Genomic DNA, 25343 nt, shown 5'->3' with positions numbered 1-25343 from the left:
ACACGCAACACTAGCGCGTACAGCACATGGCGCCAGGTTCGTGGCCGGAAGGGCGCGCTCAGCAACCCGATGCGTCTGGACCCTGAAACAGAGGTGGACATTTCAAGACTTTCTCTCGTGGGGGACGGGGCAAGCAGTGCTCCAGCTGTAGATCGCGATCTTGCTGGTCGGAGGCCAGTCCGGGAACGGGAGCGGCCACCGGTGATCATCGGTGAGTGAAGACAGAAGATCAGACGGTAGCCGCAGGTCACAGCATAGATCCTGCCCGCTGGCAGGAAGTGTTCGAGGCCCTGACGGGCCGTATCGCGGGTCGGTTCGTCCGGGCTCCTGGCCGGCAACGCCTGGGGCCGGGACGACGTCCCGGCCCCAGGCGTTGCCGACTACTGCCGCTGATCGCGGTGGGTCAGTGCTGGCCGTGGCCGCCGTCACTACGGGGGCGCTGGAGCGTGAACTTCTCGAAGACCGACAGCTCACCTGTGGGCGTGATGATGTTGTAGTAGGTGACGTGGATGCGGGTCATGTCGCCGGGGTGACGGCCCGGGTCGACGTTGAACTCGGCGAAGCCGTACGGATGCTCCGCGTCGCGGACGCCGATCCAGACCGCCGTCTCCTGCTCCTTGACCGAGTTGTACTTGCCGACGCGCTTCATCTGGACGTATGCCGAGTGATGCCCGTGACCGTCGGCGTCGTCGGTGGTGAAGCTGTTGTTGGTGATGCCGGACACGCCGCCACCGCCGAGGACCATGTGCGTCGTGCCGTGCGCGCTGTCGACCACGTCCAGCGCGGTCTGACTCGGGTTGGGTGTGAGGGTGACGCTGCCGGGGACGACGCCACGCACCGCCAACGAGCGCTCGTAGTCGTGCTCGTGGCCGCAGACCACCAGGTCGACCCCGTACTTGTCGAACAGCGGGCCGTACGCCGCACGCAGCGCGACATCGGGGCCGTTCGCGGCGGTCGCAGAGCTGATCATCACCTGGTGCATGCAGACGACGATCCAGTCGATGTCCTTCGAAGCCCGCGCCGACTTGAGCTCCTTCTCCAGCCAGGCGAGCTGCCGGCCGCCGGAGTAGCCGTTGATGTAGATGTCGCCGCCCTCCTGCAGGGCGATGTCGTCGTTCTGCAGGGCGATCACCCTCACCCCGCCGACCGTGAAGGAGTACCAGAGGTTGTCCAGCTCGGGCTGGGTCTCGGTCGAGGGCAGCTCGAAGTAGGTCTGGTACGCGTCGAGGCCGAGCTTGCCGTTGGCCAGCTCGATCTCATGGTTGCCCGCGCACGGCATCCACGGACGGAATCGCGCCGAGCGGCTGTTGTTGGCGAGGAAGTCGTGCCAGACGCGGACGCGGTCGGGCCCGGTGTTGGCGTAGCAGAGGTCACCGTTGAGGAGGTGGAACAGCGGGCCGACCTTCTCGACGCCGGTGACGATGTCGGCAGCTGCGGGCGTGGCGTTGGGCTCGAAGTCCCGGCCCGAGGCGTCGGCCGGGTTCGCTCCCGTCTTCCACGTCACACTCGGCGCACCCTGGTCGCCGAAGCTGGTGAAGGTGAACGGAGCTCTGCCGGACGGCGCCGTGTGGAAGGTGCCGGCGTCGGGGGTGGAGCCGTCGTGCTGGGCCGCGTACAGGTAGTCGGTGTCGGCCTTGAGCTTGCTGATCAGCGCGTGATGGACCCAGACGGTCCGCCCGGAGGTGCCGTCCACGTAGGTCTTCGTCTTCGCGTGCACTGTGCAGCCGAAGCCGCCACTCAGTGTGCCGTAGACGACCCGCGGGTGCTTGACGGCCGCGTCGGTGACCCACGAGACGACCATCTGGCTGCGCGGGTCGGCGCCGAAGGTCAGGTGCAGGCCCTGGACGGGGGTGGTGGGCGAGCCGGTGGTGAGACCGGTGACCTCCGAGCTCGCCGGGGCTGCCTCGGCGGTTCCGGCGCCGAGGATCAGTGGCCCGGCGGCGGCGCCTGACACTGTCGCGCCGAACAAGCCGAGCGCGTTGCGACGAGAGATTCTGGTGTGCTTGGGTTCTTCCGACATTCCAGGGGCCTTTCGCGTCGTCGGGTGCAGTCGCACACCGAACGGACAGCAGCGCTCCGAACCTGACAGCGGGCTGCGGCAGGTCAGCGTTGCGCGCACTCACGGACGCTAGGAAGCACGGTCGACCGGAGCGGTGGGGCAGGTATGAACGGCAGATGGCGGTCACCACAACGGACGGCCATTCCCGGCGGCCTGGCCCTGTTTTTGCTCGTGCTTTGCTCGTGCTTTGCTCACGCTTAAGGCCCGGGCCTTCGGGCCCGGGAGGAGTGGGTCCTCGAGTCGGAGCCGTGAAGCGGCGGAGTTGTCTGCGTATCTGTTCTGACCTGTGCTCTCCTTCGTTGCCAGTGGGAGCTGTTGGGTTCCGGGGCATGAAGGGGCCTGCGACGGCGGAGCAGGGGTCCGGGGATGCCCGGATACACCTTCCGGCTGCGGGTGTCGTCCTCGGCGCGTGCCGGTCTGGAGGCGGAGTGGGCGTGTTGCCGGCGGGTGCGGAACGAGTGCGTGGCTGTGTCCCGCTAGGTCCACGGCCTGAACCGGACCGCCGGGCAGAAGGTCACGTGCGGTCCGGCGCAGTTGGACAGGATGCTGAGGCTCGGCGGTCGATGGCGTGGCTGCGTGACGGCAGTTCGGTGCCGCAGCAGCAGACCGTCCGGGGCTTCGCGACGTCCCGCGCCAAGGCGTTGAAGGACATCGCGGCGCGGCTGCCGATGCGGCGGCGCGCCGGGATGCCCCGCATCAAGCGCAAACGCGAGCTGCGCAAGAGGCATCCCGCACCGCATCGCCCGCAAGGCTCGAGTCCTCCACCCGGCTCGGCCGGCACCGCTGGACGATCGGGCGCACGATGTCCTGGCTGGGCGGCTGCCGCCGTCTGTACCGCCGCTACGAACGCAAGGCCGAGCAACTGCCTGGCCTTCACCGCTGTCGCCTGCAGCCTCATCTGCTATCGCAGGCACACCAAATGAGACGACGTCCAAGGACCCGGTCCCTTCCGGACGTGGACGTCGTTGTCCGCGTCCGGAAGGAAGGCGCGGGGCCCCGGGCACCGGCCGCGAGGGCCGGTCAGCGGACGGCCCGCGCCGCCTTTTCGATGATGTCGGCGACGTCGTCCGGGTGCGACACACTCGCGGCGTGCGAGGAGTGGATCTCGACCACGTGTGCCCGGGCGCGCTCGGCCATGAACAGCTGGGCCGTACGAGGGATGGTGAGGTCCTCACCGGTCACCAGGGCCCAGGACGGAATCGACTTCCAGGCGGGCTCGCCGGAGGTCTCCTCCAGGGCGGCGGCGGCCACGGGGCGCTGTGTGGCCGCCATGAGGTGCGTGGTGTACGGGTGCACGTCTGCGGCGAACTGGTGGTGGAACTTCTCCTGGTCGATGTAGAGGTCGACGCCCTGGGAGCCGTCGGGCAGGGTGAACGGCACCTGAAGCAGTGCGCTGCCGAGCGAACTGCCCGGGAACCTGGCCGACAGTTCCACGGCACTCTCGCCCTTGTCCGGCATGAAGGCGGCGATGTACACGAGGGCCTTGACGTTGTCGGCACCGTAGGCGGCATTGGTGATCACCGACCCGCCGTAGGAGTGGGCGACGAGGACCACCGGTCCGTCGATGTTCGCCAGGAGGCTCTTGAGGTAGGCGGCGTCGTCGGCCAGCCCGCGCAGCGGGTTGGCGGCGGCGACCACGGGGTAGTCGTGCCGCTTCAGATTCTTGATGACGTCGTTCCAGGCGGAGGAGTCGGCGAACGCGCCGTGGACGAGGACCACGGTGGGCTTGCGGTCGCCTGAGGAGTTCCTGCCCTTGGTGGCGCCCGCCGGAGCCATGGCCACCGCGAGGAGGCCGGCGGCGGCGGTCACCGTGGCCATGAGGGAGAGCGGCGTCAGGAGGTTCCGGAACGGGGAATGGCGCTGCATGAAAGCCCTTTCGAGGCAGGTGATGGGTGTTCGGCCGGGTCCGGGCGGCGAGGACCCGCAGCGGGCGCGAGGGGACTGCCGCGTGTCCCGGGGAGTCCGGTAAGTCGCTGTCGGTGTCGCTGTCGCTGTCGCTGTCGCGTCCGCGGGCCGAGGCATCGGGGCGCGGAACGGGTGAGCTGACCCTCACGCACACCGTGCGGCCGGGCAGGGATGAGGACTTCGAGACCGCCCACGCCTCCATCCCTGCCCGACCTCATCAGCACCGGGGCCCGGTCCACCGCGAGCAGCGGACGCTGCCCGGCCAGGGCGGGGAGAGAGATCCGGACGGGCCCGGACCCCTGGCGGTCATCAGGACTGGGCGGCGAACCGCAGGTGTCGCCGTTCGGCCAGTTCCTCCGCGCCGACCACGGTCAGAATCGGGGTACCGGGCGGCGAGAACATGGTGACCACCAGTTGCGACTGCGTGTCCTGGAGGTTGTTGGCGCCCAGGTAGTGGATCACGTCGCCGCCGGGCTCGAACAGTGCGTCGCCGGCCTTCAGCACCCGAGGCGGCTGCCCCTCGAGCTCGAAGAGGATCTCACCCTGAGTCACATAGCCGAAGATCGGCCCGGGGTGCCGGTGCGGGGGAGCGCCGGGGTCACCGGGCGACAAGGTGACGCGAATGGTCCGTGCCTCGGCGCCGTCCGGAATCCGGGCCGCCGCGTCCGGCAGGGTCGTGATCACCTCAATACCTGGGGGCATGTGCGTGTGCTCAGCGCTCATCTGTTCCTCCAAACAGGGACTGTCCGCAGTGACGACAAGACGCCCTCCTCATTTGTGACAGCCCTGAGTGACGGTGAACCCGCCCGGAGCGACGCGGGCCGTGGCCCATCAGTGGAGGAGGAAGGGTGTCGTGCGGTCCTGCCTGGAAGAGCCGGGTCCTGCCCGGCCTCATTGGCGCCGGCCGCGACGAGTTGGTCTCCGCGGGCGGCTGCACACTGCTCTGCATCGAGGAGAGCTGGTGAACGCCTTCGCATGGTCCGCACCCCGGCCGACGGGCCGGGACCTCAACTGCTGCCGGGCTGCGCCCTGTCAGGGCCGACCGCGCACCGCCGCTTCACCGAGCGGGGGAGAGCCCGAAGGCGGGGCAGCTGCACCGCCCGGCCTTGGACGAGTTCGGAGCTATGAAGTCGAGCCGGCGTCTTGGTGACCGGGCTTGAGGGCCATGAAGCCGGCGAACCTCCACCGCAGAGCTTCGTCGGGCTCCTGCACCAGTTGAGAGGTGACGGCGAATCCGGCGTGGCGGAGTAGTTCGGCGAGCTGATCCGCCGGCAGTCGATAGGACTCGTAGGACACGGCGTGGCCCCCGTAGGCACGCGTCGGACGGCGGTGCTCACCAGTGCCCACGTGGCTGACGAGCAGGAGACGTCCCCCGGGAGCCAGGGTGCGGTGAAACTCGGCGAAGATCACCGGCAGAAGCCCCGGAGGCGTGTGATGAGTCGAGTAGAAGGCCAGAATGCCCGAGGAGGTCTTCGCCCAGGCCCGCGACCGGGCCCTGGCCACCATCACCGCCGCCGTGCCACTGGAATCCCCCGGGCCATGACGCGAGATTATCGACGTTGTCCCTGCCGGAAACTTCATCCGAGCAGCTCAGGCGGCATGTTGATACTCATGGAGGATGCCGCGAGTCGGTCGCGTTCTCTTGGAGGCTCCGCCAGTAGGTGCGGGATCGAGTAGGGCAGCAGCACGCAGGCGCGCCGGGCTGACGGTGAGCGCCTCGCACCTGCCGGGCACCACCGCCGCCATCGGGAAGCCGTCTCTCGAGGTGCCGTACGACGACGGTGGCACCTGGCAGCGGACCGCCCTGAGCCGGTGCGGTGACGGATGGCGGACGAACCTGAGCGCGCCGCGGTCGGCCGGCTTCGTCACCCTCCGGGCCGGCGCCCGGGACGACGCGGGCAACACCGTCTCGCAGACGGTCACCCGGGCCTTCGGCCTGCGCTGACGTCACCCCCGGGAGATCGCCCGGGACAGCACCGCGTGGGCGGGACCGCGGCCTGTGGCCCCGCCCACGCGGCGTCCCCGGGCGCGGGCGGGCACCGTCGCCCGGCTCGACACGCCGATGCGCCATGCCGCCGATAGGGTGATCGTCAGACGCTCTCGCCCCGGCGTCGCCGGCTTCGGGCCGGACGCCGGGCAGGCCCATCGGGAAGGTGGCGACGGCCATGGCCGGACGATTCAGCTGCCAGAGGATCTATGAGGACACCTCGTCGCGGGACGGGAAGCGGGTGCTCGTGGACCGCCTGTGGCCCCGTGGAATGAGCAAGGAGCGGGCCCACCTCGACGAATGGCTCCGCGATGTGGCGCCCTCGACGGACCTGCGCCACTGGTACCACCACGATCGGGAGCGCTTCCCCGAGTTCCGGGACCGCTATATCGGCGAACTGGAGGACGCCGATCACGGGCCCGCCGTGCAGCACCTGCGTGACCTCGCCACCCACGACAAGGTCACCTTGCTCACGGCCAGCAAGGACCTCGACCACAGTGAGGCCGCCGTGCTCGCCCAGTGGCTGGGCGACGCCGCCGGCACGGCGAGCCGCTAGCGCGGCGGGACCGCCGCACCCACATCCCTGCGAGAACCCGCTCCAGGCCCCGGATGACGGAAAAGGAGCGCCGGCCCCGTGTGAGGCGTCCGGAGACAAGAGAAGCGACGGGCGGTCATGCTGCCCGTGCGGCTGGCCGCCGCGCCGTTACAATCGCCCGATCGGGATACGGGGCGTCACCTCACGGGTGAGGCAACGGAGAAGGGGTGTGAGCCGCACGGTGCGCAACGTTGCTGACCCGGATCTCGGGGTGTTGGCCGGGCGCCTGCTGTTCGCCGTCCAGGCCGAGTTGTTCTCCCGTCTCCACGGCCTCGGTTTCGACGACCTGAAGCCCCGTCACGGCGCGGTCCTCGCCTACCTGCAGGCGCAGGGCATCCGTGCGACCGAGCTGGCCCGGGTGTCCGGTCAGCACAAGCAGGTGATCGGAACGCTGGTCGACGAACTCACCGCGCTGGGCTACGTGGAGCGGCAGAACGACCCCGCGGACCGGAGGGCCAAACTGGTCTGCCCCACCCAGCGCGGCCGTGCCCAGATGGCCGCCGCGGACAAGATCATGTCGGAGATGCAGGCGCGTCACGCGCAGCGCCTCGGGGTGAACGTCTACGCCGACTTCAAGCGCCTGTTCGTGGATATCGTCGAGCAGCAGCGACGCGACGCGAGCACGGTTACCGTCGACTGACACGGCCGGCGCACGAACCCGGGCGGTCATCCCTGTTTGGTGTACGCCGCCGAGAGCTGTCCGACGAGTACGGAGAGGGCATGTCGAGCGCTCCGTACACTTCGCCGGCCATGGGTGAGGCGTTGTCGGCGAGGATCTCGACCATCAGCGTGGCGTAGTCACTGACGATGACCCCTGCCTGCTGGAGCCGGACGAGCCCGGCCTCCCGTTTGGCGTCGGAGAAGGTGCCGGAGGCGTCGAGCGCGACGTAGGTGACGAAGCCTTCGGAGGCCGCGGCGATGGCGGGCAGGGTGGCGCACACCTCGAGCGAGATGCCGGTGAAGATCAGCTTCGCCCGGCCGGTCGCCTTGATCCGGTTCCGCACCCGGCTGTCGTGCCAGGCGTTGACCGTGCCCCGGTCGATGACATCCGTGTCGTCCGGCAGGACATCGGCGAGCTCGGAGACGAGCGGGCCCCACATGCTGTCCGCCGCCGTGGTGGTGACCACGATCGGCAGGTCGAGCACCTGGGCAGCCCTTGCCAGGGCTACCACGTTGTGTTTCAGCTCCAGCAGGTCGGTGTCCCGGACCCCGCTGTAGAGGCCCACCTGGTGGTCGACCAGGACGAGCGCTGCGTTGTCGGCGGTCAGGAACTCGCGGAACGCGGTGTCGATCATGACGTACTCACCCATTTCCGATGCCCGCATGGACACTGTTGGTGACAGTCGGAATTAGTGACTAATGGGACATAACGCGCCTTTTCGGTGGGTGCAAGCCGCGTCTGCGCGGGGTGGGAGCTGCTCCGGTTGCGCAGCGCGCGAACGAGTCCTTAGGGTGTTTAGTAAGTAATCGTGACAGTCATTAAAAGTTACTGCTGCTTCCTGTCCCATGACGCCGCGCCGCCGGGAGCTCTTCCATGTCTGTGATCGAGTTGACCACCTTCACCGTCGCGCCAGGGCGAACGTCCGCGATGCTGGCCGCCCGGAGCGAGATGCTCGCCGACTTCCGCATGGACCGGCGGGGGTTCACGGGTGCACGGCTGGTCCGGGTGGCGGACCACACGTGGCTGGACATCGTCGAGTGGGCGGACGCGTCGGCGTACGACGAATCAAGCGCGAAGGGCGGCAACCTGCCGGGTATCGCCGCCTTCTTCGCCACCATCGACGCACTGGTGAGCGCCAGGAGCGGCGTGCGGTACGACGACGCGGAGGACGGGCGGCGCGCGGTGCGAACCATCGCGTACGGTCCGGAGCCGTCGCAGGTCGGAGAGCTGTACCTGCCGGAAGGGGACGGCCCGTTCCCCACCGTCGTGACGATCCACGGTGGTTGGTGGGCGGCGATGTTCGACGACCGCAGGCAGACGACTCCCCTCGTGGAGGACCTGGTCTCGCGGGGGTTCGCCGTGTGGAACATCGAGTACCGGCGCGTCGGCGAGACCGGCGGCGGCTGGCCGGGGACCTTCGACGACGTTGCGGCTGCCGTGGACGCGGTGCCGGATCTCGACCCCCTCATCGATGCCGGCCGGGTCGTGGTCGTCGGCCACTCGGCCGGCGGCCAGCTCGCCACGTGGGCCGCACACCGGTCCGCGCGGCCCGACGGTGTCCCGGGCGCCCATCCGAAGGTGCAGCCGCTGGGTGCCGTGACCCTGGCCGGGGTGCTCGACCTGGTGGCGGCCGACGACGCCCGGCTCGGGGCGGATCTCGCGCAGGCGGACGCCGAGTCGCCGGCCGGAGCGCCGTCGCCGGGGCCGGACCCGTGGCTGGGCCTCGCGTCGAGGGCGCACGACGGGATCATGCCGCTTCTGCTCGGTGGGCGAGCCGCCGAGTACGGGGAGCGGTACGCGGCGACCTCTCCCGTGCTGCTGAAGAACGGAGGTGTGCCGGTACTCGCGATCCATGGCACGGCCGACGACATCATCCCGTTCGCGTACAGCCGGACGTATGCCGAGGTGGCGGCGGCCGGGGGCGCGGAGGTCACCTTCGTCGCCTCACCCGGTGCCGGCCACTTCGACGTCCTGGACCCGGAGGGACATGCGTGGAGCGTGGCGCGGGCGTGGGTGGAACAGCGACTGGCGGCAGCGGACGGCGAGCACACCCCCGTGACACCCGGCAGATCGTGAACGCGTCACCCGCCGAGCCCGTGCCCCCGCCCGACTGATCGTGGGAGACATCATGTCCGCACGTTTCGCAGAGAAGGTCGTCCTGATCACCGGTGCCACCTCCGGTGTGGGCCGCGCGACCGCCGAGCGGATCGCGGGCGAGGGCGCCAAGGTCGTCCTGGCGGCCCGCGGCGAGGAGGCGGGCCACGAGCTGGTGGCCGGCCTTCTCGCGGCCGGTGCGCAGGCCACGTTCGTCCCTGCCGATGTGACCGTCGAGGCCGAGGTGGCGGACCTCGTCCGGCAGGCGCTGAGCCGGTACGGCCGGCTGGACGGCGCGTTCAACAACGTGGGCGCTCCCACGGCCGTCGGACCGGTCACCGGGATCGACGGTGCGGCCTGGCGCGCGGAGCTGGAGTTGAACCTCAGCAGTGTCTTCTACGGCCTGAAGCACCAGATTCCCGCGCTCCGGGCAAGCGGCGGCGGCGCCATCCTGAACAACGCCTCCACCTGCGGCGTCGCCGCGTACCCGAACATGGCCTCCTACAACGCCGCGAAGCACGGCGTGATCGGGCTCACGCGGTCGGCGGCGCTGGACGTGGCCCCGGCCGGCATCAGGGTCAACGCCCTGATCACCGGCGGCGTGGACACCCCCCTCTCGCGAGGGTTGGCGGAGGGCGTGCCGGGCGCGTCACCGGAGGAGTCCTGGCGCGCGGCCGAAGCGATGCACCCGCTCGGGCGGATGGCTGATCCGGACGAGATCGCGGCGTTCGCGGCGTTCCTGCTCAGCGACGAGGCCGGATTCATCACCGGAGCCGCGCTCGCGATAGACGGCGGGATGACCGCGCGCTTGTAGGCCCCGGAGCCCGTGGATCGTCCGCGGCCCTGAGAGCCGCGCGGCGGACTTCTTTCAGGACGGTGTCCGGACCGCACCCGGGCCCAGCGTCGGCTGTACGGCGGAGGCGGGCACGTCGTGGCCGTGGGAGCAGCGCAGCTCGACGTGCACTTGGCCGCCGCAGTCGGCATGGCGCAGCACCACGGGCGCGTTCTCCGGGTCTCCGAGATGGGTGTCGCCGTACTGGAGCAGTGCGGTCAGCACCCACTGCAGGTCATGGGCGCTCGGCGTCAGGTGGTACTCGTAGTGGGAGCGCTGTCCGGCCTCCTGGTAGCTGCGGCGTTCCAGCAGCCCGGCCTCGACCAGCTGCTTGAGGCGTTCGGCGAGTGCCCGGCGGGACACGCCGAGATGGTCGGTGATCTCGTCGAAGCGGTGCAGTCCCGCGAAGACCTCGCGGAGGATGAGCAGGGTCCATCGATCGCCGACCAGGCTCAGGGTCGCGGCGACGCTGCAGTTGCCCAGATCAAGTTCTCGCCACTCCATGAGGCAAGCGTACCGCAGAGTTCCCGAATGGAACTCAGCCTTGACGTCACCTGGGTTCCAGATGAAGACTTTGGTGTCGGGCTCGCGTCGCGGACCTCTCCCCACCCCCGGAGGCGCGATCGTCGGCGCGACCGGCCCCTCGCGGTGCGAGGCCGCCCGGGGCGCCGCGCCGCCCGCCGTGCCCCTCGCGGGTCGGATCGCGCACAGTCCGCCGCGGACTCCGCCTCGTGACCACTTCTGCTCAGACCATGGAGGGAACATGTCGCGCAATCAGGCGATCCTGGATGCCTGCCGTCGTGCCTATTCCGGATTCGAGAAGAACGACGCGTCGGATCTGGTGGCCCTGATGTCGCCCGAGGTCGTCTTCCACTTCCCGACGTCCCTGCCGTACGGCGGGACCTTCCGCGGCCGGGACGGGTTCACGGCCTTCTACCGGGACCTGTTCGACCACTACTACGAGTACTTCGACTACGACGCGCACGCGGTGCTCGACGCCGGGACCCATGTGGTGGTCCCCGTCACGGCCAGGGCCAAGGCGAAGAACGGCCGGACCATGGAGAACGAGCACTGCCTGCTGTTCACCGTGGCCGACGGCCTGATCACCGAGGCGCGGCTGTACGCGGACACCGCCAAGGGCCGCGACGTGATCGAAGGACTCGAGGTCTTCCCCTCCGCGGCGTCCTGAGGCTCCGCATCGCCGGACTCCACCAGTCGCCGTACCTCACCAACCGAAGGAAATCCGCATGACTTTGGGATACCACACCGCGGGCGAAGGACCGGTCGGAGTCCTGTGGGCGCACTCCTGGCTGGCCGGGCACGAGGGCTACGACGGCATGCTGCCCCTCCTCGACACCGAGCGGTACACATGGGTCTTCCCGGACTTCCGCGGATACGGGCTGTCAGCCGAGCGGGCGGGCGACTTCTCGGTCGCGGAGATGGGACAGGATCTCATCGACCTCGCCGACGCACTCGGATGGGACGAGTTCCACCTGGTCGGGCACTCCATGGGCGGCCAGGCCGCGCAGTGGGTCGCCGGACGGCCGGAGGTCCGGTCGCGGCTCGCCGGTCTGGTCCTGCTGTGCGCCGTACCCAGCCGCGGATTGCCCCTCGACGCCGACGGTTCGGAACTGTTCGGGGCGGCCGCCGGCGACCTGGAGGCCCGGGCCGCGGTGATCTCCGCCGTGACCGGCGGCCGCCTGGGAGCGGGGTTCGTCCGTCACGTGAACGAATGGTCCCGACGGACCTCCGATCCCGCGACGATGCGCGCCTACCTGCGGACCTGGACCGGGGACGACGTGTCCGGCGAGGCCGGGGGTTATCAGGGGCCTGTCCTCGTGCTCACGGGCCGGCACGATCCCGTGCTGACCGAGGCCGTGGCGAAGGAGCGGATCCTCCCGCAGTACAGCGACGTACGCGGTGCCGTCATCGACGGCGCGGCCCACCTGCCGCCCATGGAAACACCCGCTCGCACCCTGGCTTTGATCGAGGAGCACGTCCTCGAGAGCGCCGCACGCACCTCCGAGAGGCAGCTGACATGATCATCAATGCCGACGAACTGGACGCTCGGGCCGCGTACAAGCTCCTCATCGGGGCCGTCAGCCCACGGGCGATCGGCTGGGTGAGCACCCTGTCGTCGTCCGGAGTCGCCAATCTGGCACCGATCTCGTTCTTCACCGTCGTGAGCCGCAAGCCGCCGATGGTGTCCCTGACCATCCAGCCCCGCTCGGACGGCAGGACCCTGAAGGACACGCTCGTCAACATCCGGGACACCGGTGAGTTCGCCACCAACCTCGTCACGCTTCCCCACGCCCACAACATGCACCGCAGTGCCGTGGAATTCGACAGCGGCCTGGACGAGTTCGACGAGGTGGGCCTGGTGAAGGAGAACTGCGAAGTCGTCCGGGCACCCCGCGTGAAGGACGCGCCGATCGCTTTGGAGTGCATCCTCGACCGCATCATGCCGGTCGGTGACGTGCACGACCACGTCGTCTGGGGCCGGGTCGTCCGGTTCCACGTCAGGGACGACCTCTACGCCGCGAACGGACGGATCGACATCGGCGCCATCCCGACCGTCGGGCGCCTCGCGGCGGAGTACACCCTCGCTGACAATGCCTTCGTGACCCCTCTCGGGGCGGACGTGCTGAGCGCGCGGGCCGGCAGGCGCATGATCCGCATCGACGAGCGCCCGGACGGCTGGTCCCCGGTGGACAGCCCCGACTGGTCGCCCTCGGGATCGACCAAGGCCTGACCGGACCGCGCCGTCGACCCGGCGGCCCGTGTATTCCGGCCCCCCCAAGCCCCCCCACTACCGAAGGAGCATCCCATGCCCGTCTTCAACGCCCACGTCCCCGCCGGCCGCTTCTCCCCGCAGCAGAAGCGCGACCTCGCCGACGCGCTCAACCAGTCGCTCGTGCAGGGGCTCGGCATTCCCGAGGGCGACCGCTTCATCGTGATCAGCGAGCACGGCGACAGCGAACTGTTCCTTGACCCGACCTTCATGGGGATGCAGCGCAGCAGCGACGCCATGATCATCACGGTCCTCCTCGGGGCGCACCGGCCCCTGGAGGACAAGCGGGCGGTCGCCGCCGCCATCAACAGGCTGGTGGTCGAGGCGGTCGGGGTCTCGCCGGACGACATCTTCATCGCGCTGGTCCCCGTGCCGAACGAGAGCTTCTCCTTCGGCAGGGGCGAGCTCCAGCTCGCGGACGCGACCCCGCGCTGGTGATCCCGGACCTCGGCGCCGGTGCCGCACCACCCGGGGCCGCGAGGTCCCTCGCCGCGAGCGCCATGGCCGCAGGGACAGAACAGCTAGTCCAGCATCCGCACCACATGCGACACGACCGCTCGACCGTGGCCGAAGGGCCTCCGCTGACGCGGCCTCCAGCGCGCCCGCATTCTGCGCGTCATACGCGGTCCCGAGCCATTCGCACGCACAGCGGGCGACGAGATACGGCTCGAAGTCGTCCCGACGCCGACGCGGCGCGTCACGCAGTGCGACGTACCAGACCTCGACCTGCTGCGGGCAGGAACCTCCGACCACCCCGGAGGGCTGTTCGACGAACCCAACGGCATCCGGGGGCGGTACCGGAGTCCGCCGACCGCCGCGCTCACCGCGCTTGTTGCGCAACCTTCCGAACATGTCGCCCATCATCGCGGGCAACGAATACCTGTGCCTAGAGCCCGCTGCCGGTCCGACATCGCCCGATCAAGTTCAGTAGCCACTGGCTCCCGGCCAGTACGCCGCCCAGGTGACCGCGCGCTCGTCGGCCGGCGCCGTGCACACGGCCGTGGGAATCTCCGTCGAGTCCGAGAAGTACGCACTGACCGTCCATCTGAAGGACCGGGCCGGCAAGCCCGTCAGCGGCGAGGTCGAGATCACCGGCACGGACGGGCGGACCACCGTCATGTGGGTCCCGGACGGCACGCTCACCAGCCGCTGGGCCCCCGGCTCCTACACCGTCGTCTCCACGCTGGACGTCGTGGGCCGCCACGGCCCGCACTCCCTCGGGTACGCCGTACTGACCGTTCCCGAACTCGATCTGAGGTCCGACCGGACAGTCGAGCTCGACGCCTCGCGCATACGCCAGGTCAAGGTGGCCACCCCCGAGCCGACCACCGTCACCACCAGCAGGATCGACCTCTTCCGCTCCTTCACCTCGGCCAAGCCCACCCCGGGCGACCCGCAGGCCCTGCACGAGATCCTGCTTCCCTCCGCCGGCTACGACAGCCTGTGGGCCCTCCCGACCAAGGACAAGGTGAAGAAGGGCAGCTTCGTCTTCACCACCCGGATCCGCGCCAAGCAGACCCCGCTCAAGATCACCTGCGGCGGGCGCAGCCTCGACGACACCCTGCTGGTGCAGCCGGGATCCCCTCAGTTCCGCGACGGCACCGCGCACGTGGACGCCGTCTTCGCCGGCAGCGGCACGACGGCCGAGTACGCCGGACTGTCCGCGCGCGGCAGGGCCGTGGTCGTCCGCCGCAGCGCCGCGCCGGCCCCCGCGGAGCAGGCGGCCGCGGCGCGCCAAGCGGGTGCGGCGATGCTGCTGGTGGTCAATGACGGCGACGGCCGGGGGAGCGACTGGTACGGCGACCCGGACGGCGCGAGCACCGGCCCGGTCCCGGTCGCCTCGCTCACCATGGACGAGGGCGAAGCACTGATCAAGAAGATCACCTCTGCGGGGAAGGCCAGGACGAAGCTGACGGTCGAGGCCCACCCCTCGCCGAAGTACCTGTACGACCTCGCCGACTACCACCAAGGGGGCATACCGCAGGACCCCTCGGCCGCGACGGATCCCGGCAGCCTCGCGCGCGTCGAGAACGACTTCGCCCCGCCCGCGGGCAAGCAGGTCCTGGAGAGCCGGGAGGACAGCCCGCCGTACGAGTACTGGCCGGTCGCCTATCCGTACGCGGTGTTCGGGTCGGTGCGGGTCCCGGCGTTCCCCAGGGAGCCGGTCGCCCCGGGGCACCGTACCGACTGGGTCTCGGCCGGGCACGGCGTCACATGGCAGCAGTACGCGACCCTTGACGGCTGGTCGACCTTCACCGACATCGTGGGGTACCGGCCGCGCAGCGTGCACAGCGAACGCTGGTTCGGCCCCATCATCCGGCCGCGCATGCTCGGCTTCGAGGTCCCGCACCGCGTCGGCAACGCCATGGGCGGAATGATCGCGGGATTCGGCGACGGAGGCTCCGCCCACAGCGGCGACACCGGCATGATGTCGCGGAGCTTCGCGCTCTACCAGGGAGACCGGCTGCTGACGCAGAACGGGCCGCGGCCCGACTTCGGTGTGGGCGACCTGGCACCGGAGAGGCTCCGGTACCGGCTTGTCGCCGACACGAAGGGGAATGCCGACTTCACTCCCTACTCGGCCGCCACGCACACCGAGTGGACCTTCCTGTCGGGCAACGTCGACGACCAGGCCCTCCCGCTGGCCCAACTCGACTACGCGGCGGACCTGGACCTCGCCGGACGCGCGAAGCGCACCTCGGCGTTCTCCGTCACACCGGCCGTCGTCGGCAGTGACGCGGCCAAGGACGCGGTCGCGTCGGTCGCGCTGGAGGTGTCCTACGACGACGGTGCGTCCTGGCGGCGGCAGGACCTGAAGGAGAACAAGGGCACCTGGCAGGCGCAGCTCCACGCGCCGGCCCGGGCCGGGTACGTGTCCATCCGGGTCACCGCCAAGCAGCGCAACGGCGGCGGCGTCACCCAGACCGTCACCCGGGCCTTCGGCCTGAAGTGACCCCGCGCGCGGCCGGCGCCCCGCCCCGCCTCGGCGGGCGTCGGGCACCGGCCGCTCCGCGGGATCGCCGGCCCGGGGGAGAGCGGTGCTCAGGCTTCGGGGCCCGGCGTGCCGGAGGCCTGCGGCCGCCGCCGGACGGCGGCGATCGCATCCGCCGCGGCGGCCGTGAGCGTCGTGGTGCCGGATGTCCGCGCGGCCCAGGCGACATGGCCGTCCGGACGGATCAGCGCGGCGCGGAGCCGGTCCCACTCCGGGCGTGAGCCATCGGGTTCGTCCGCGACCACGGTCAGCACGTGAGGCTCACGCCCGGTCTCCGCGCGGAGGGACACGGCCTCCGCGTCCGCCTTCGAGGCCATGAGCAGCACGTACCGGTCGGGGGCGAGAACCGTGAAGAGCCCCCTGCCGTCGGCAAGCCGCAGGTCCGGAGCCCGGTGACCGGCGAGCGGATGGGCGTCGCCGCCCTGCGGATAGGCGACGGCGAGCCCGGACAGCTCCTTCGCCAGCAACGAGGAGAACGCGGGCACGTCGGTGATGGCCCGGTTCAACACCGCGCGCAGGGACAGCAGATCCGGCCTGAAGTCGGTCATGAGCGACGTCTGCGCGCGGACCAACTCCATCAGGTCGGCGCCGGCGGCGTGGCGTTCGTCGTGGTAGCTGTCCAGCAGACCGTCGGGGGCCCAGCCCCGCAGGGTGGCCGCAAGCTTCCACCCCAGGTTCCAGGCGTCCTGGAGGCCGACGTTCAGGCCCAGGCCGCCGACCGGGAAGATGCGATGAGCGGCGTCCCCGGCCAGGAGGACGCGCCCGCAACGGTAGTGCTCCGCAAGCCGGTTGGCGGACCCCGTCCTCGACACCCAGAGGGGATCGCGGAGACCGAAGTCCGAGCCGGCCACGGCCGCCAGACGGACGCGGAGCTCCTCCGCCCCGGCACGCTCCGTCCAGTCGTCGTCGCCGTCCCCGGCGGCGTTGACCCCGCCGACGCGGTGGATGCCGTTGCCCATGGGCACGACGAGCGCCTGGCCCGCGACGCTGTTCCGCTGGAAGTACGGAACCTCGGGCGGGTCGTCGAGGGTGACGTCGGCGATCCAGGTGTACGCGGTGGAGTCCGTTCCCGGGAAGCCGATGCCGACGGCCTTGCGGACCTCGCTCGCGGCGCCGTCGCAGCCGACCAGGTAGTCGGCCTCCAGTGCGTACTGCCCGGTCGCGGTCTCCACGCGGGCCGCCACGGAATCGGCATCCTGCGTCAGTCCGGCGAAGCGGTGCCCACGCCTGATGTCCACGCCCAGGCTCAGGGCGTGGTGCTCGAGCAGTTCCTCCACCCGCGGCTGTCCCAGAACGAGGATGTGGGGGAAGGGGGTGTCCAGCGTGCTGAAGTCGACGCGTTGGTCGAGCAGGCCGAAATGGGAGTTCGGGATCTTCCGGCCCTCGTCGAGGAAGAGGTGGCCGATACCGCGCGACGCCCAGATCTCCATCGTCCGCGGATGGATCGTGAACCCCTTCGAGTGGGGGAAGCGCTCCTCGCGGCGCTCGACGACCGTCACGCCGACGCCCGCCAGGCGCAGTTCCGCAGCCAGCCACAGGCCGGTCGGCCCGGCACCGACGACAACGGCTTCTCCCATGCGTTCCTCCGCCGATGAGTCGTTCCACGGGCGCGGTCGCTCGCGCCCCCGCAGTGGCCTGTCGGCGGGGACAGTAACAGAGAAGTCGGGCCGGGCCGACCGCTTGTGCGGCGTCAACACGGCTTTACAGAGCGGGAGTTGCCCCCTGGGCCTGGAGCCGCCTTCGGGGGTTCAGCGGGAGGCGGAAAGGCCTGGGCCCGTACCTTCCGCCGTCTCGGCGGGGTCCGGCCACAGGCTCGTGATGACCTTGCCCTGCGTGTAGAAGTGCACGGCCTCACTGCCGTACATGCGGTGGTCGCCGAAGGCCGAGTCCTTCCAGCCGCCGAAGGAGTGGTAGCCCACCGGCACCGGCATCGGCACGTTCACGCCGACCATCCCGGCCTCGACCTCCAGCTGGAACCGGCGGGCCGCGCCGCCGTCGCGGGTGAAGATCGAACTCGCGTTGCCGTACCGGGAGCCGTTGATGACGGCCAGGGCCTCCTCGTAGGTCTCCGCGCGGACCACGCACAGGACCGGACCGAAGATCTCGTTGTGGTAGGCATCCGATTCCGTGCTGACCTTGTCGAGGAGCGAGATGCCCATCCAGTGCCCGTTCTCCAGGCCCTCGACGGTGAAGTCCCTGCCGTCGAGCACCACGTCGGCCCCCTGGGCGGCCGCACCCGCGACATAGGCCGCGACGTCGTCGCGGTGTGCCCTGGTGACCAGCGGGCCCATCTCGGACGCCGGGTCGTTGCCCGGTCCTATCGTGATCCTCGTGGCCCGTTCGGCGATCCGCGGGACGAGCGCGTCGCCCGCCGGGCCGACCGCCACCACCACGGAGACGGCCATGCAGCGCTGGCCGGCGGAGCCGTAGGCGGCGTTCACGGCGGCGTCGGCCGCCGCGTCGAGGTCGGCGTCGGGCAGCACCAGCATGTGGTTCTTCGCTCCTCCGAGGGCCTGGACGCGCTTGCCCCCGGCGGACGCCCTGCCGTAGACGTGGCGTGCGACCGGCGTGGAGCCCACGAACGACACCGCCGCCACGTCAGGGTGGTCGAGCAGCGCGTCCACCGCGACCTTGTCGCCGTGCAGGATGTTGAGCACGCCGTCGGGTATCCCGGCCTCGGCCGCGAGCTCGGCGAGCAGCATGGACGCGGAGGGGGCCTTCCCGCTCGGTTTGTGGACGAAGGTGTTCCCGCAGGCGATCGCCATGGGGAACATCCACATGCCGATCATCGCGGGAAAGTTGAACGGGGAGATGCCGACGACCACACCGAGCGGCTGGCGGATCGACGCCACGTCGACACGGCCGGACACCTCCGTGGACGTGTCGCCCTTGAGCGCCGTGCCGATCCCGCAGGCGAGCTCGACGATCTCCAGGCCCCGGGCCACTTCCGCCAGGGCGTCCGCGTGCACCTTGCCCTGTTCGGCGGTGATCAGCGCGGCGATGTCGTCGCGGCGCGCGTCCAGCAGGGCGCGGTAGCGGAAGAGGATCGCGGTCCGTTGCGCGAGCGGGGTCGTGCGCCAGGTGGCGTAGGCCTCCTTCGCCGCGGCGACCGCGGCGCCGGCCTCGGCTGCGCCGGCCATCGCCACCTGTGCGGTGACCTCTCCCGTCGCGGGGTCGGTCACGGGGCCCCAGGTGTTGCGGGCATCCGGGGCGTCCGTGAACGGCTTGCCATCGATCCAGTGGGTAATGGTCTTCATCGGGCGGAACTCCTCCAAGGGTGTCGGCGGCGGGCCGCGAGGCTCCTGTCGCTGCGCCTCACTCGCCTCGACCGCGGCCGGACGGGGCCGCGGCGCCGGCCGCGAGCATGTGCCACCACGTCCGCGTGGCCGGCACCGCTGAGTTGGAATCTACTGCTCAGATACCCGCACAGAGGCGGATGGGAGTCCCGGGGCCCGATGTGCCCGCGACCGGTCTCGTAGTGTGGTGGCGCCGGTCACTCACCGGCCGGGCGCCACCGCCGCGTTCGTCGGGGGAGTGCTCAGTGGGTCTCGTGGTCGTGCGCGGCGATGTCGCGCAGGGCCTGGGCGACGGCCGGGTAGTCCTTCTTGAGAATCGCCCCGTGGCTGCTGGCGACCTTCGCGGCGATCCGGATGTTCGGGTTGCCGGCGGTCACCGCGTCGAGGCTGGTGCGTATGCGCTCCTGTTCGTCGCCGCGGCTTCCGAAGGAGGTTCCGGAGGCGACGACGTAGCGGACGGGGACGGTGATGCCGTCCAGTACGGGGCCGAGTTCGCTCTCGCGGGAGAGTCTGCCGAGTTCGATGTTGCTGTCGGCCTGCTGTGCGGCGGTCATCCGCGGGGCCAGGCCGGTCGGGCGCAGCAGGGGCAGGAACCAGCTCATGCGCCGGAAGAGCTTCCGGATCCGCCGTTCCATGGCTTCGTCGAGCCAGTCGTGGGGGAACGCGCCGTCGACCAGGACCGCGCCCAGGGCGCGCTGCGGGTTGCGCTCGGCCCAGTGTGCCGCGACGACCGCCCCGTAGGACCAGCCGATCACCAGGGCCCGGTCGACGTTCCTGGCGGCGAGGACGGCGTCGACGTCCCGGACGGCCACCTCGAAGGAGTAGTCCGCCGAGCGCCCGGACTTGCCGCGGGCGCGCTCGTCGTAGGTGATGTGCCGCCACTGCGGGCCGAGTTCGGCGAGGACCCGCCGCCAGTACCCCTGGGTGGCGAACTGGCCGTTGAGGTAGACCACGGGGATGCCGGGGCCGCCGGTGTCGGTGACGGCCAGCGCCGTGTCGTCGACCGGCACCATGCCGGACCACTTCGGAGCGGTCGAGGAAGTGCTGTTGTTCGTCATGTGTTTCCCCTGCTCGCGTGAGATGTCCTGTACGGCGTGTGCGGGACCTGATCGGGATCGCGGGCCTGTCGAAGGCGGCCGGTCCCGCCCACCGCGGCCGTATGGATCTCGGTCGCGGTGGGTCTGCCCGGGTGGGCCGGCGGTGCTGGTCCTGGCTTTTCAGAGGCTGCGGGCGCTGATGTCGCCGTGGGCGGTGGTGGCACGGATGTCGAGTCCGACGGTGCCGTCGTTCTTGAGGGCGTTGGTGACCCGGCCGTAGGCGGTTCCCGCGTCCAGGGCGGCCGAGACGCCGGCGGCGGCACCGACCGAGATGTCGCCGGACTGGGTGCGGAGCACGACCGCGCCGCGCACGGCCTCGGCGATCCGGATGTCGCCCCGTGCGGTGCTGATCTCCGAGGGGCCGTCGAGCCGGCCGATCTCGACGTCTCCGTCGATGGCGGTGAGGCGGACGCTCGCGGCCTCGTCGATCTTGATCTGGCGGTAGGCGCCGTCGAAGACGACCTCGCCGAGGCGTCCGACACAGCGGAGTTCGGCACTGGCGGCCTTGGCCTCGATGCGGGAGCCGGCGGGCACCTGGATGGTGACCTCCACGGATCCCGAAGGACCGATGAGCTTGGCGGCGTCCGGTGCGGTGATCCGCAGGATGCCGTCGGTGCAGGTGACGGTGGTCTGCTCGGCGATCTTGGTGTCGCGGCTCTTGGAGGGGTCGGCGGCCAGGACCTCGACGGTGGTGTCGGCGCGGTCCGCGGCGATGACCTGGATGCGGCCGGCGGGGATGTGCAGGACGGCGGAGATCGGGGCCGGAGTGTCGAACTTCTGCATCGTGCTCTCCTGTGCTCGTTCCTTGTTTCTGACAGGTGAAACGCTACGTTGCTTTCCATATTCTGACAACAGTCTTGTTGCGCTTGGCCGATGAATTTGCAGGTCAGAGTGGTGAAACCGTTGCAACGGTCTGAAAGATAACGCAACGTCGGTTGCTCTGTGCATTGCAATGGGCGAGAAGTGAACGCTATGGTGGGGATGTCAGGGACCACCACGAGGGATCACCGAGGAGAACGCGATGCCGGGAGGCAGGCTCACGCAGTCCGAACGCCAGCAGATCGCGCTGGGGCTGGCCGACAGCCTCCCCTACGCCGAGATCGCCCGGCGCCTGGACCGTCCGACGTCGACGATCACCCGTGAGGTGATGCGCAACGGCGGTCCCACCGCCTACCGCGCCGACCTGGCCCACCGTGCCACCGAACACCGCGCCCACCGGCGCAAGCCCGCGGCCTCGGGGGGCGCGCAGTCGGTCCCCCTGCCGCACGGACGCGACGCCGCGGCCGTGGCCGAGTACGAGGAGACGTTCACCACCGTTCTCATGGCCTCGGGTCTGTCCAAGATGGGGGCCCGGGTGCTGACGTGCCTGTTCACCGCCGACGCGGGCAGCCTCACCGCGTCCGAGCTCGCCCAGCGCCTCCAGGTCAGCCCGGCGTCCATCTCCAAGGCGATCGCCTTCCTGGAGAGCCAGAGTCTGGTGCGCCGGGAACGCGACGAACGCCGCCGCGACCGCTACGTCGTCGACGACGAACTCTTCTACCAGGCGACGATCGCCAGCGCCCGGGCCAACGACCAACTCGTCGCGACCGCACGCCAGGGTGTCGCCGTCCTCGGGCCCCACACCCCGGCCGCCGCTCGCCTGGAGAACATCGCCCGCTTCCTCGACTTCATCAGCGAAAGCGTCACCCGCGCCGCCGAGCAGGCCCGCGAGGTCCTCCACACCAGGCCCGGGGCAACCTCGGAGGACACCGCTCGACCGCGTCCGGACCACGCGTAGGCGGCGGCCTTGGCGGTCCCGGCGGGCTCGGCCCTCGACGGCCCGGGCGGAGTGCCGCGTCGAGCCGCGCTATGGGGGCATGGTCGAGTCGCGGATCGTCAGGCATGCACGGCATGCGATGCACTCCCGAGCCGGCCTGACCGTCGATGGCGGCGAACAGGTGCTGGGCGGCCGTGCGGCCCAGCCGCGTTCGTCCGCTCGCCCGGTTCGCGGCCGGTGCCCTGTCACCGCTGGGGCAAGCGAGGCGCCGTCACCATGCGCGTCGGGCTGCCCGCCCCGCGCGCCTGACCCCTGCCCGCGGGCCCGGTGCGTCCACGCGGTGCCGGCGGGGTGCGGTGCGGGTACGGTCACACCGCGTCGCCGCGCGTGTTCTGGGGGTCGTACACCGACGTCAGTTGCCGCAGCCACTGGAGCGTGGCCGCGTCGTACGCCCGTGACAGGAAGCTCGGGTGCTTGCCCGGGCCGAGCCAGGGGGCGAGACGTTCCAGGACATCCCGTCCGGAGTCCGCGTATGCGTTCACCGGCCGGCCCGGGGGAATTATCGTCAGCGCGAACATCGCGAACGCGGCGTCCCTGGCGCCGACGGCATTTCTCGTCCGGGGCGGGTTCGCGAAGGCGCCTCCCAAGTGACGGATGTCGACGATGTTGATCGAGGTTCCGCTGTCGTTGCCGGCGACCTCCAGCAGTGCGTCTGTCGTGTGCGAGTCGAAGTCCCGTAGCAGCGCGAAGTGTTCGACGGCAGCGGCAGGGTCCGTGGGGTCATTGCCGATCGAGGCGAAGTGCTCCGGGCTGATCGGCCCGACCGAGTCGGCGAGCCGGGGTGCTGAAGCGCGCAGGGGGCCGAGCAGCGCCCTCGCGACGGAGTTCGCCGTCCGCTGTGACGACTTCCATGGAGAGCACGTGATCGGCGGCCCATCCGTACATGCGTCCCATGGTCAGGCCGGCGCCACCGCTCAGGGTGTACCCGACGATTCCGACCCCTGGTGACGATCCGGCCAGAGGCGCCGGCGCGTACTCCGCCGCCGCTGCGGCCTGCTCGCCGGAGAGGACGTGATGAGGGCCACATCCGCGTGATTCCGGGTTCGGGATGTAAGAAACCGGCCGCCGCGCGCATTGCTTGGTGAGAGAGCCAAGATGAGGGGACGGCGCGTGACCCATGCCGAACGCTTCCGGGATGTCTACGAGGAGTGCTATCCGCGCGTCCTTGCCTACGCCACCAGCCTGGTGGGACGGCAGGTAGGGGAGGACATCGCCAGCGAGACGTTCACCGTCGCCTGGCGGCGGGTGCGGGACATTCCCCGTCCGGCGCTGCCCTGGCTGCTGGGCGTCGCCCGCAACCTGGTGCGCGAACTGCGTCGCCGGGACGCTCACCAGTACCTCCTCGCGGCCGAGGAGGCACAGCGCATCAGCAGCGGCGCCCGGAGCGACGCCGGTGACGTCGCGGCGGAGGTCACGGAGCGGCACAACGCCCTGCAGGCTCTCGCGAGCCTGTCGGAGGCCGACCGGGAACTGCTGACGCTGCTCGCCTGGCACGGCCTGAGCGCCAAGGAGGCCGCTCAGGTGCTGGATTGCAGCACCGCGACGCTGACGGTCCGGCTGTACCGGGCCCGGCGCCGTCTGGAGAAGGCCTTGGAGGCGGCACCCGTGCCAGAGGCGGCGTCCGCGTTTCCCGTCGAGGCGTACCCCGCCCATCACGAAGGAGCACCTGCGTGAAGAACACCCGCAAGAGGTCCGAGCGGCCCGACGTCATGAAGGTGCTCACGGACGCACGGCCCGACGAGCTGGATCCGTCGCGGATGGTGGACACCGCGAGGCAGCGGGAGGATGTCGCGCGCATCGTCGCCGGTGCGACGGACGGCCGCGCGGCACGGTTCCTGGCACCGCGGCCCCGCAGGGCCGCGTTCCGGCCGCTGGGCGTCGCCGCCCTCGCGGCAGTGGCGGCGTCCGTGGTGGCCGTGAGCACGCTCGACTTCCACGGGCCGGCCGACCGGCCGTCCGCGCAGCCGCGTCCCTCCGCCGGCACGCAGGAGCCGCGCGCGGGCCAGGACGTCCGCGCCGACGGTCACTTCGAACTGCTCAGCGCGGCGAAGAAGGCGGAGACCACCCTCGCCGAGGGAACGTACTGGCAGACCACCACACGCTCGCAGAACGTGGACGTCGCCGGCGAGGAGGGGCGGCTCTTCGCCGTGCGCAGCACGGCGACCGACGAGTGGTCGGTGGGCGTACGTCCCGGGACCGCGAGCCTGATGGTCTCCGGCCTGGATTCCCTGACCGAGCCCCTCACCGCCGCGGACGAGGCACGCTGGCACGCCGCGGGCTCACCCCGTACGGTGCGGGCCGAGTCGGCGAAGGTGAACGGGACCGCCAAGATCGCCTTCAGGATGGGCACCGGGCGGCCCATGGTCATGCGGACGAACACCGACGACAAGATCTACGCCCTCGGCCCGCGCAACGTCTCCTACAAGGACCTGCGCGCACTTCCGTCCGCCGACGGTGAGTTGCGCCGGCATCTGGGGCGACTGTACGCACAGGACAACGGCGCCGAGTCCGGCACCTCGGACCGCAGCGGCTGGATGCTGCGCCAGGCGGCCAACCTCGTCACCATGCCCGTGAAGCCCGGTGTCCGGGCGGCCGCCTACCGGTTGATGGCCGATCTGCCCGGAGTGCGGGTCGTCGGGAGGACCACCGATCCCCTGGGGCGCCAGGGCGTCGGCGTCGATTTCCCCGTCGCCTACCCGACGTCGCTGGGCACCACGCGGGAGCGGCTGGTCGTGGACCCGTCCACCGGCGAGATGCTCAGCGACGAGGTCGTGCTGGTCGAACCGTCCGCCCGGGCGAAGGCGGCGGGGCTCGGCGCCGGCACGACGGTGAACTACTCGGCGACCACGCGGATGAGCTGGGGCGAGCACCAGATCACCGTGCCGAAGAACGCCCGTAGCTGAGCCGGCCGCCGGACCGGGTACGCCGCGTACGCCGCGTACGCCGCGAGGAGCGTACGCAGGGAGCCCGCCCCGGCGCGCGACCGCGCGCCCGGAGATCCGCCGCCATGCCGACGCGGCGGATCTCCGGGCGACGCCCGAGGACCAGCGCCGTGCCAAGGCCCCCGGCATCCAGGCAACCCGAACCGGAGTCCGCCTGGTTGAAGGGTTGTGAAACCGCCCCCGCGGCCCCGGAGCGCGCCCACCCCGTGTGCGGCGGCGCCGGGCGTGCCGTACCGCCCACGGTGCTCATCCGGTCCTCCAAACTTCCGAGCCCCG

General features: G+C 70.6%; 24 protein-coding genes and 3 pseudogenes. 15 read left to right on the top strand and 12 right to left on the bottom strand.

The window, feature by feature from the left end; genetic code table 11:
- Positions 1–403 precede the first annotated feature (403 nt).
- On the bottom strand, positions 404–2020 hold the full coding sequence (locus RV983_RS02400) for a purple acid phosphatase family protein (protein WP_475984077.1): 1617 nt from the start codon (positions 2018–2020) through the stop codon (positions 404–406).
- Positions 2021–2548: 528 nt separating this feature from the next.
- On the opposite strand from RV983_RS02400, the pseudogene RV983_RS02395 reads away from it, so the two are divergent.
- Both RV983_RS02395 and RV983_RS02390 read left to right on the top strand, forming a co-directional pair.
- Positions 2549–2772 (top strand): annotated as a pseudogene (locus RV983_RS02395) (RNA-guided endonuclease TnpB family protein); the annotation flags it as partial.
- Positions 2773–2776: 4 nt separating this feature from the next.
- Positions 2777–2982 (top strand): annotated as a pseudogene (locus RV983_RS02390) (IS5/IS1182 family transposase); the annotation flags it as partial.
- A 97-nt stretch (positions 2983–3079) separates the two neighbouring features.
- Here the strand turns inward: RV983_RS02390 and RV983_RS02385 are convergent.
- The 3 genes and pseudogenes from RV983_RS02385 to RV983_RS02375 form a co-directional block, all read right to left on the bottom strand.
- A complete protein-coding gene (locus RV983_RS02385; protein WP_475984076.1) occupies positions 3080–3925 on the bottom strand; it encodes an alpha/beta fold hydrolase in 846 nt (281 codons plus the stop codon).
- A gap of 348 nt (positions 3926–4273) precedes the next feature.
- Positions 4274–4687 carry a cupin domain-containing protein gene (locus tag RV983_RS02380; protein ID WP_475984075.1) on the bottom strand — a complete coding sequence of 138 codons (414 nt, stop codon included), beginning with the start codon at positions 4685–4687 and terminating at the stop codon, positions 4274–4276.
- Positions 4688–5086: 399 nt separating this feature from the next.
- Positions 5087–5434: pseudogene (locus RV983_RS02375) on the bottom strand (class I SAM-dependent methyltransferase); the annotation flags it as partial.
- A gap of 238 nt (positions 5435–5672) precedes the next feature.
- On the opposite strand from RV983_RS02375, the gene RV983_RS02370 reads away from it, so the two are divergent.
- The 3 genes from RV983_RS02370 to RV983_RS02360 all read left to right on the top strand — a co-directional run bounded on the left by RV983_RS02370 (position 5673) and on the right by RV983_RS02360 (position 7186).
- Complete coding sequence (locus RV983_RS02370; RefSeq protein ID WP_475984074.1) at positions 5673–5909, top strand: hypothetical protein; 237 nt, start codon at positions 5673–5675, stop codon at positions 5907–5909.
- A gap of 220 nt (positions 5910–6129) precedes the next feature.
- Positions 6130–6507, top strand: a complete 378-nt coding sequence (locus RV983_RS02365; protein WP_475984073.1) for a DUF488 domain-containing protein — start codon at positions 6130–6132, stop codon at positions 6505–6507.
- 208 nt (positions 6508–6715) lie between these two features.
- Positions 6716–7186: a MarR family winged helix-turn-helix transcriptional regulator gene (locus tag RV983_RS02360; protein WP_475984072.1), complete on the top strand. Its 471-nt coding sequence runs from the start codon at positions 6716–6718 to the stop codon at positions 7184–7186.
- On the opposite strand, the gene RV983_RS02355 is transcribed toward RV983_RS02360, so the two are convergent.
- Positions 7173–7871: an isochorismatase family protein gene (locus RV983_RS02355; protein ID WP_475984071.1), complete on the bottom strand. Its 699-nt coding sequence runs from the start codon at positions 7869–7871 to the stop codon at positions 7173–7175. The genes RV983_RS02360 and RV983_RS02355 overlap by 14 nt on opposite strands.
- Positions 7872–8080: 209 nt before the next feature.
- On the opposite strand from RV983_RS02355, the gene RV983_RS02350 reads away from it, so the two are divergent.
- Both RV983_RS02350 and RV983_RS02345 read left to right on the top strand, forming a co-directional pair.
- A complete protein-coding gene (locus RV983_RS02350) occupies positions 8081–9283 on the top strand; it encodes an alpha/beta hydrolase family protein (RefSeq protein WP_475984070.1) in 1203 nt (400 codons plus the stop codon).
- A 52-nt stretch (positions 9284–9335) separates the two neighbouring features.
- Entirely contained in the window at positions 9336–10115 is a 780-nt protein-coding gene (locus RV983_RS02345) for an SDR family NAD(P)-dependent oxidoreductase (RefSeq protein WP_475984069.1), read from the top strand.
- 54 nt (positions 10116–10169) lie between these two features.
- Here the strand turns inward: RV983_RS02345 and RV983_RS02340 are convergent, their stop codons facing one another.
- A complete protein-coding gene (locus RV983_RS02340; RefSeq protein WP_475984068.1) occupies positions 10170–10637 on the bottom strand; it encodes a winged helix-turn-helix transcriptional regulator in 468 nt (155 codons plus the stop codon).
- A gap of 259 nt (positions 10638–10896) precedes the next feature.
- Here RV983_RS02340 and RV983_RS02335 point away from each other — a divergent pair, with 259 nt between their 5' ends.
- From RV983_RS02335 to RV983_RS02315, 5 genes are all read left to right on the top strand, one after another.
- Positions 10897–11322, top strand: coding sequence for a nuclear transport factor 2 family protein (locus RV983_RS02335; protein WP_475984067.1), 426 nt, complete (start codon positions 10897–10899; stop codon positions 11320–11322).
- A gap of 58 nt (positions 11323–11380) precedes the next feature.
- Positions 11381–12175, top strand: a complete 795-nt coding sequence (locus RV983_RS02330) for an alpha/beta fold hydrolase (RefSeq protein WP_475984066.1) — start codon at positions 11381–11383, stop codon at positions 12173–12175.
- Entirely contained in the window at positions 12172–12885 is a 714-nt protein-coding gene (locus tag RV983_RS02325; RefSeq protein WP_475984065.1) for a flavin reductase family protein, read from the top strand. Before RV983_RS02330 ends, RV983_RS02325 begins: the two co-directional genes overlap by 4 nt.
- Positions 12886–12960: 75 nt before the next feature.
- Positions 12961–13362: a tautomerase family protein gene (locus tag RV983_RS02320; RefSeq protein WP_475984064.1), complete on the top strand. Its 402-nt coding sequence runs from the start codon at positions 12961–12963 to the stop codon at positions 13360–13362.
- A 523-nt stretch (positions 13363–13885) separates the two neighbouring features.
- Positions 13886–15877, top strand: a complete 1992-nt coding sequence (locus tag RV983_RS02315; RefSeq protein ID WP_475984063.1) for a PA domain-containing protein — start codon at positions 13886–13888, stop codon at positions 15875–15877.
- A gap of 89 nt (positions 15878–15966) precedes the next feature.
- Here RV983_RS02315 and RV983_RS02310 read toward each other — a convergent pair whose 3' ends face one another.
- From RV983_RS02310 to RV983_RS02295, 4 genes are all read right to left on the bottom strand, one after another.
- Positions 15967–17493, bottom strand: a complete 1527-nt coding sequence (locus tag RV983_RS02310; RefSeq protein ID WP_475984062.1) for an FAD-dependent monooxygenase — start codon at positions 17491–17493, stop codon at positions 15967–15969.
- Positions 17494–17664: 171 nt separating this feature from the next.
- The gene (locus RV983_RS02305) at positions 17665–19173 is read right to left on the bottom strand and encodes a CoA-acylating methylmalonate-semialdehyde dehydrogenase (protein WP_475984061.1); all 1509 of its coding nucleotides are present in this window, start codon (positions 19171–19173) and stop codon (positions 17665–17667) included.
- A 281-nt stretch (positions 19174–19454) separates the two neighbouring features.
- The gene (locus RV983_RS02300; protein WP_475984060.1) at positions 19455–20270 is read right to left on the bottom strand and encodes an alpha/beta fold hydrolase; all 816 of its coding nucleotides are present in this window, start codon (positions 20268–20270) and stop codon (positions 19455–19457) included.
- 159 nt (positions 20271–20429) lie between these two features.
- Positions 20430–21092: a DUF4097 family beta strand repeat-containing protein gene (locus tag RV983_RS02295; protein WP_475984059.1), complete on the bottom strand. Its 663-nt coding sequence runs from the start codon at positions 21090–21092 to the stop codon at positions 20430–20432.
- A 238-nt stretch (positions 21093–21330) separates the two neighbouring features.
- On the opposite strand from RV983_RS02295, the gene RV983_RS02290 reads away from it, so the two are divergent.
- On the top strand, positions 21331–22086 hold the full coding sequence (locus RV983_RS02290) for a helix-turn-helix domain-containing protein (RefSeq protein ID WP_475984058.1): 756 nt from the start codon (positions 21331–21333) through the stop codon (positions 22084–22086).
- A gap of 347 nt (positions 22087–22433) precedes the next feature.
- On the opposite strand, the gene RV983_RS02285 is transcribed toward RV983_RS02290, so the two are convergent.
- Together RV983_RS02285 and RV983_RS02280 are read right to left on the bottom strand one after the other, a co-directional pair.
- A complete protein-coding gene (locus RV983_RS02285) occupies positions 22434–22607 on the bottom strand; it encodes a hypothetical protein (RefSeq protein ID WP_475984057.1) in 174 nt (57 codons plus the stop codon).
- 238 nt (positions 22608–22845) lie between these two features.
- The gene (locus RV983_RS02280) at positions 22846–23244 is read right to left on the bottom strand and encodes an FAD-binding protein (protein ID WP_475984056.1); all 399 of its coding nucleotides are present in this window, start codon (positions 23242–23244) and stop codon (positions 22846–22848) included.
- Between RV983_RS02280 and RV983_RS02275 the strand changes: the two genes are divergently transcribed.
- Entirely contained in the window at positions 23236–23799 is a 564-nt protein-coding gene (locus RV983_RS02275; protein WP_475984055.1) for an RNA polymerase sigma factor, read from the top strand. The genes RV983_RS02280 and RV983_RS02275 overlap by 9 nt on opposite strands.
- On the top strand, positions 23796–25028 hold the full coding sequence (locus RV983_RS02270; RefSeq protein WP_475984054.1) for a CU044_5270 family protein: 1233 nt from the start codon (positions 23796–23798) through the stop codon (positions 25026–25028). Before RV983_RS02275 ends, RV983_RS02270 begins: the two co-directional genes overlap by 4 nt.
- Positions 25029–25343: the final 315 nt, after the last annotated feature.

Source organism: Streptomyces sp. RLA123, assembly GCF_056270165.1.
The sequence above is the reverse complement of the archived record's forward strand: the minus strand, read 5'-3'. Positions and strand labels throughout refer to the sequence as shown.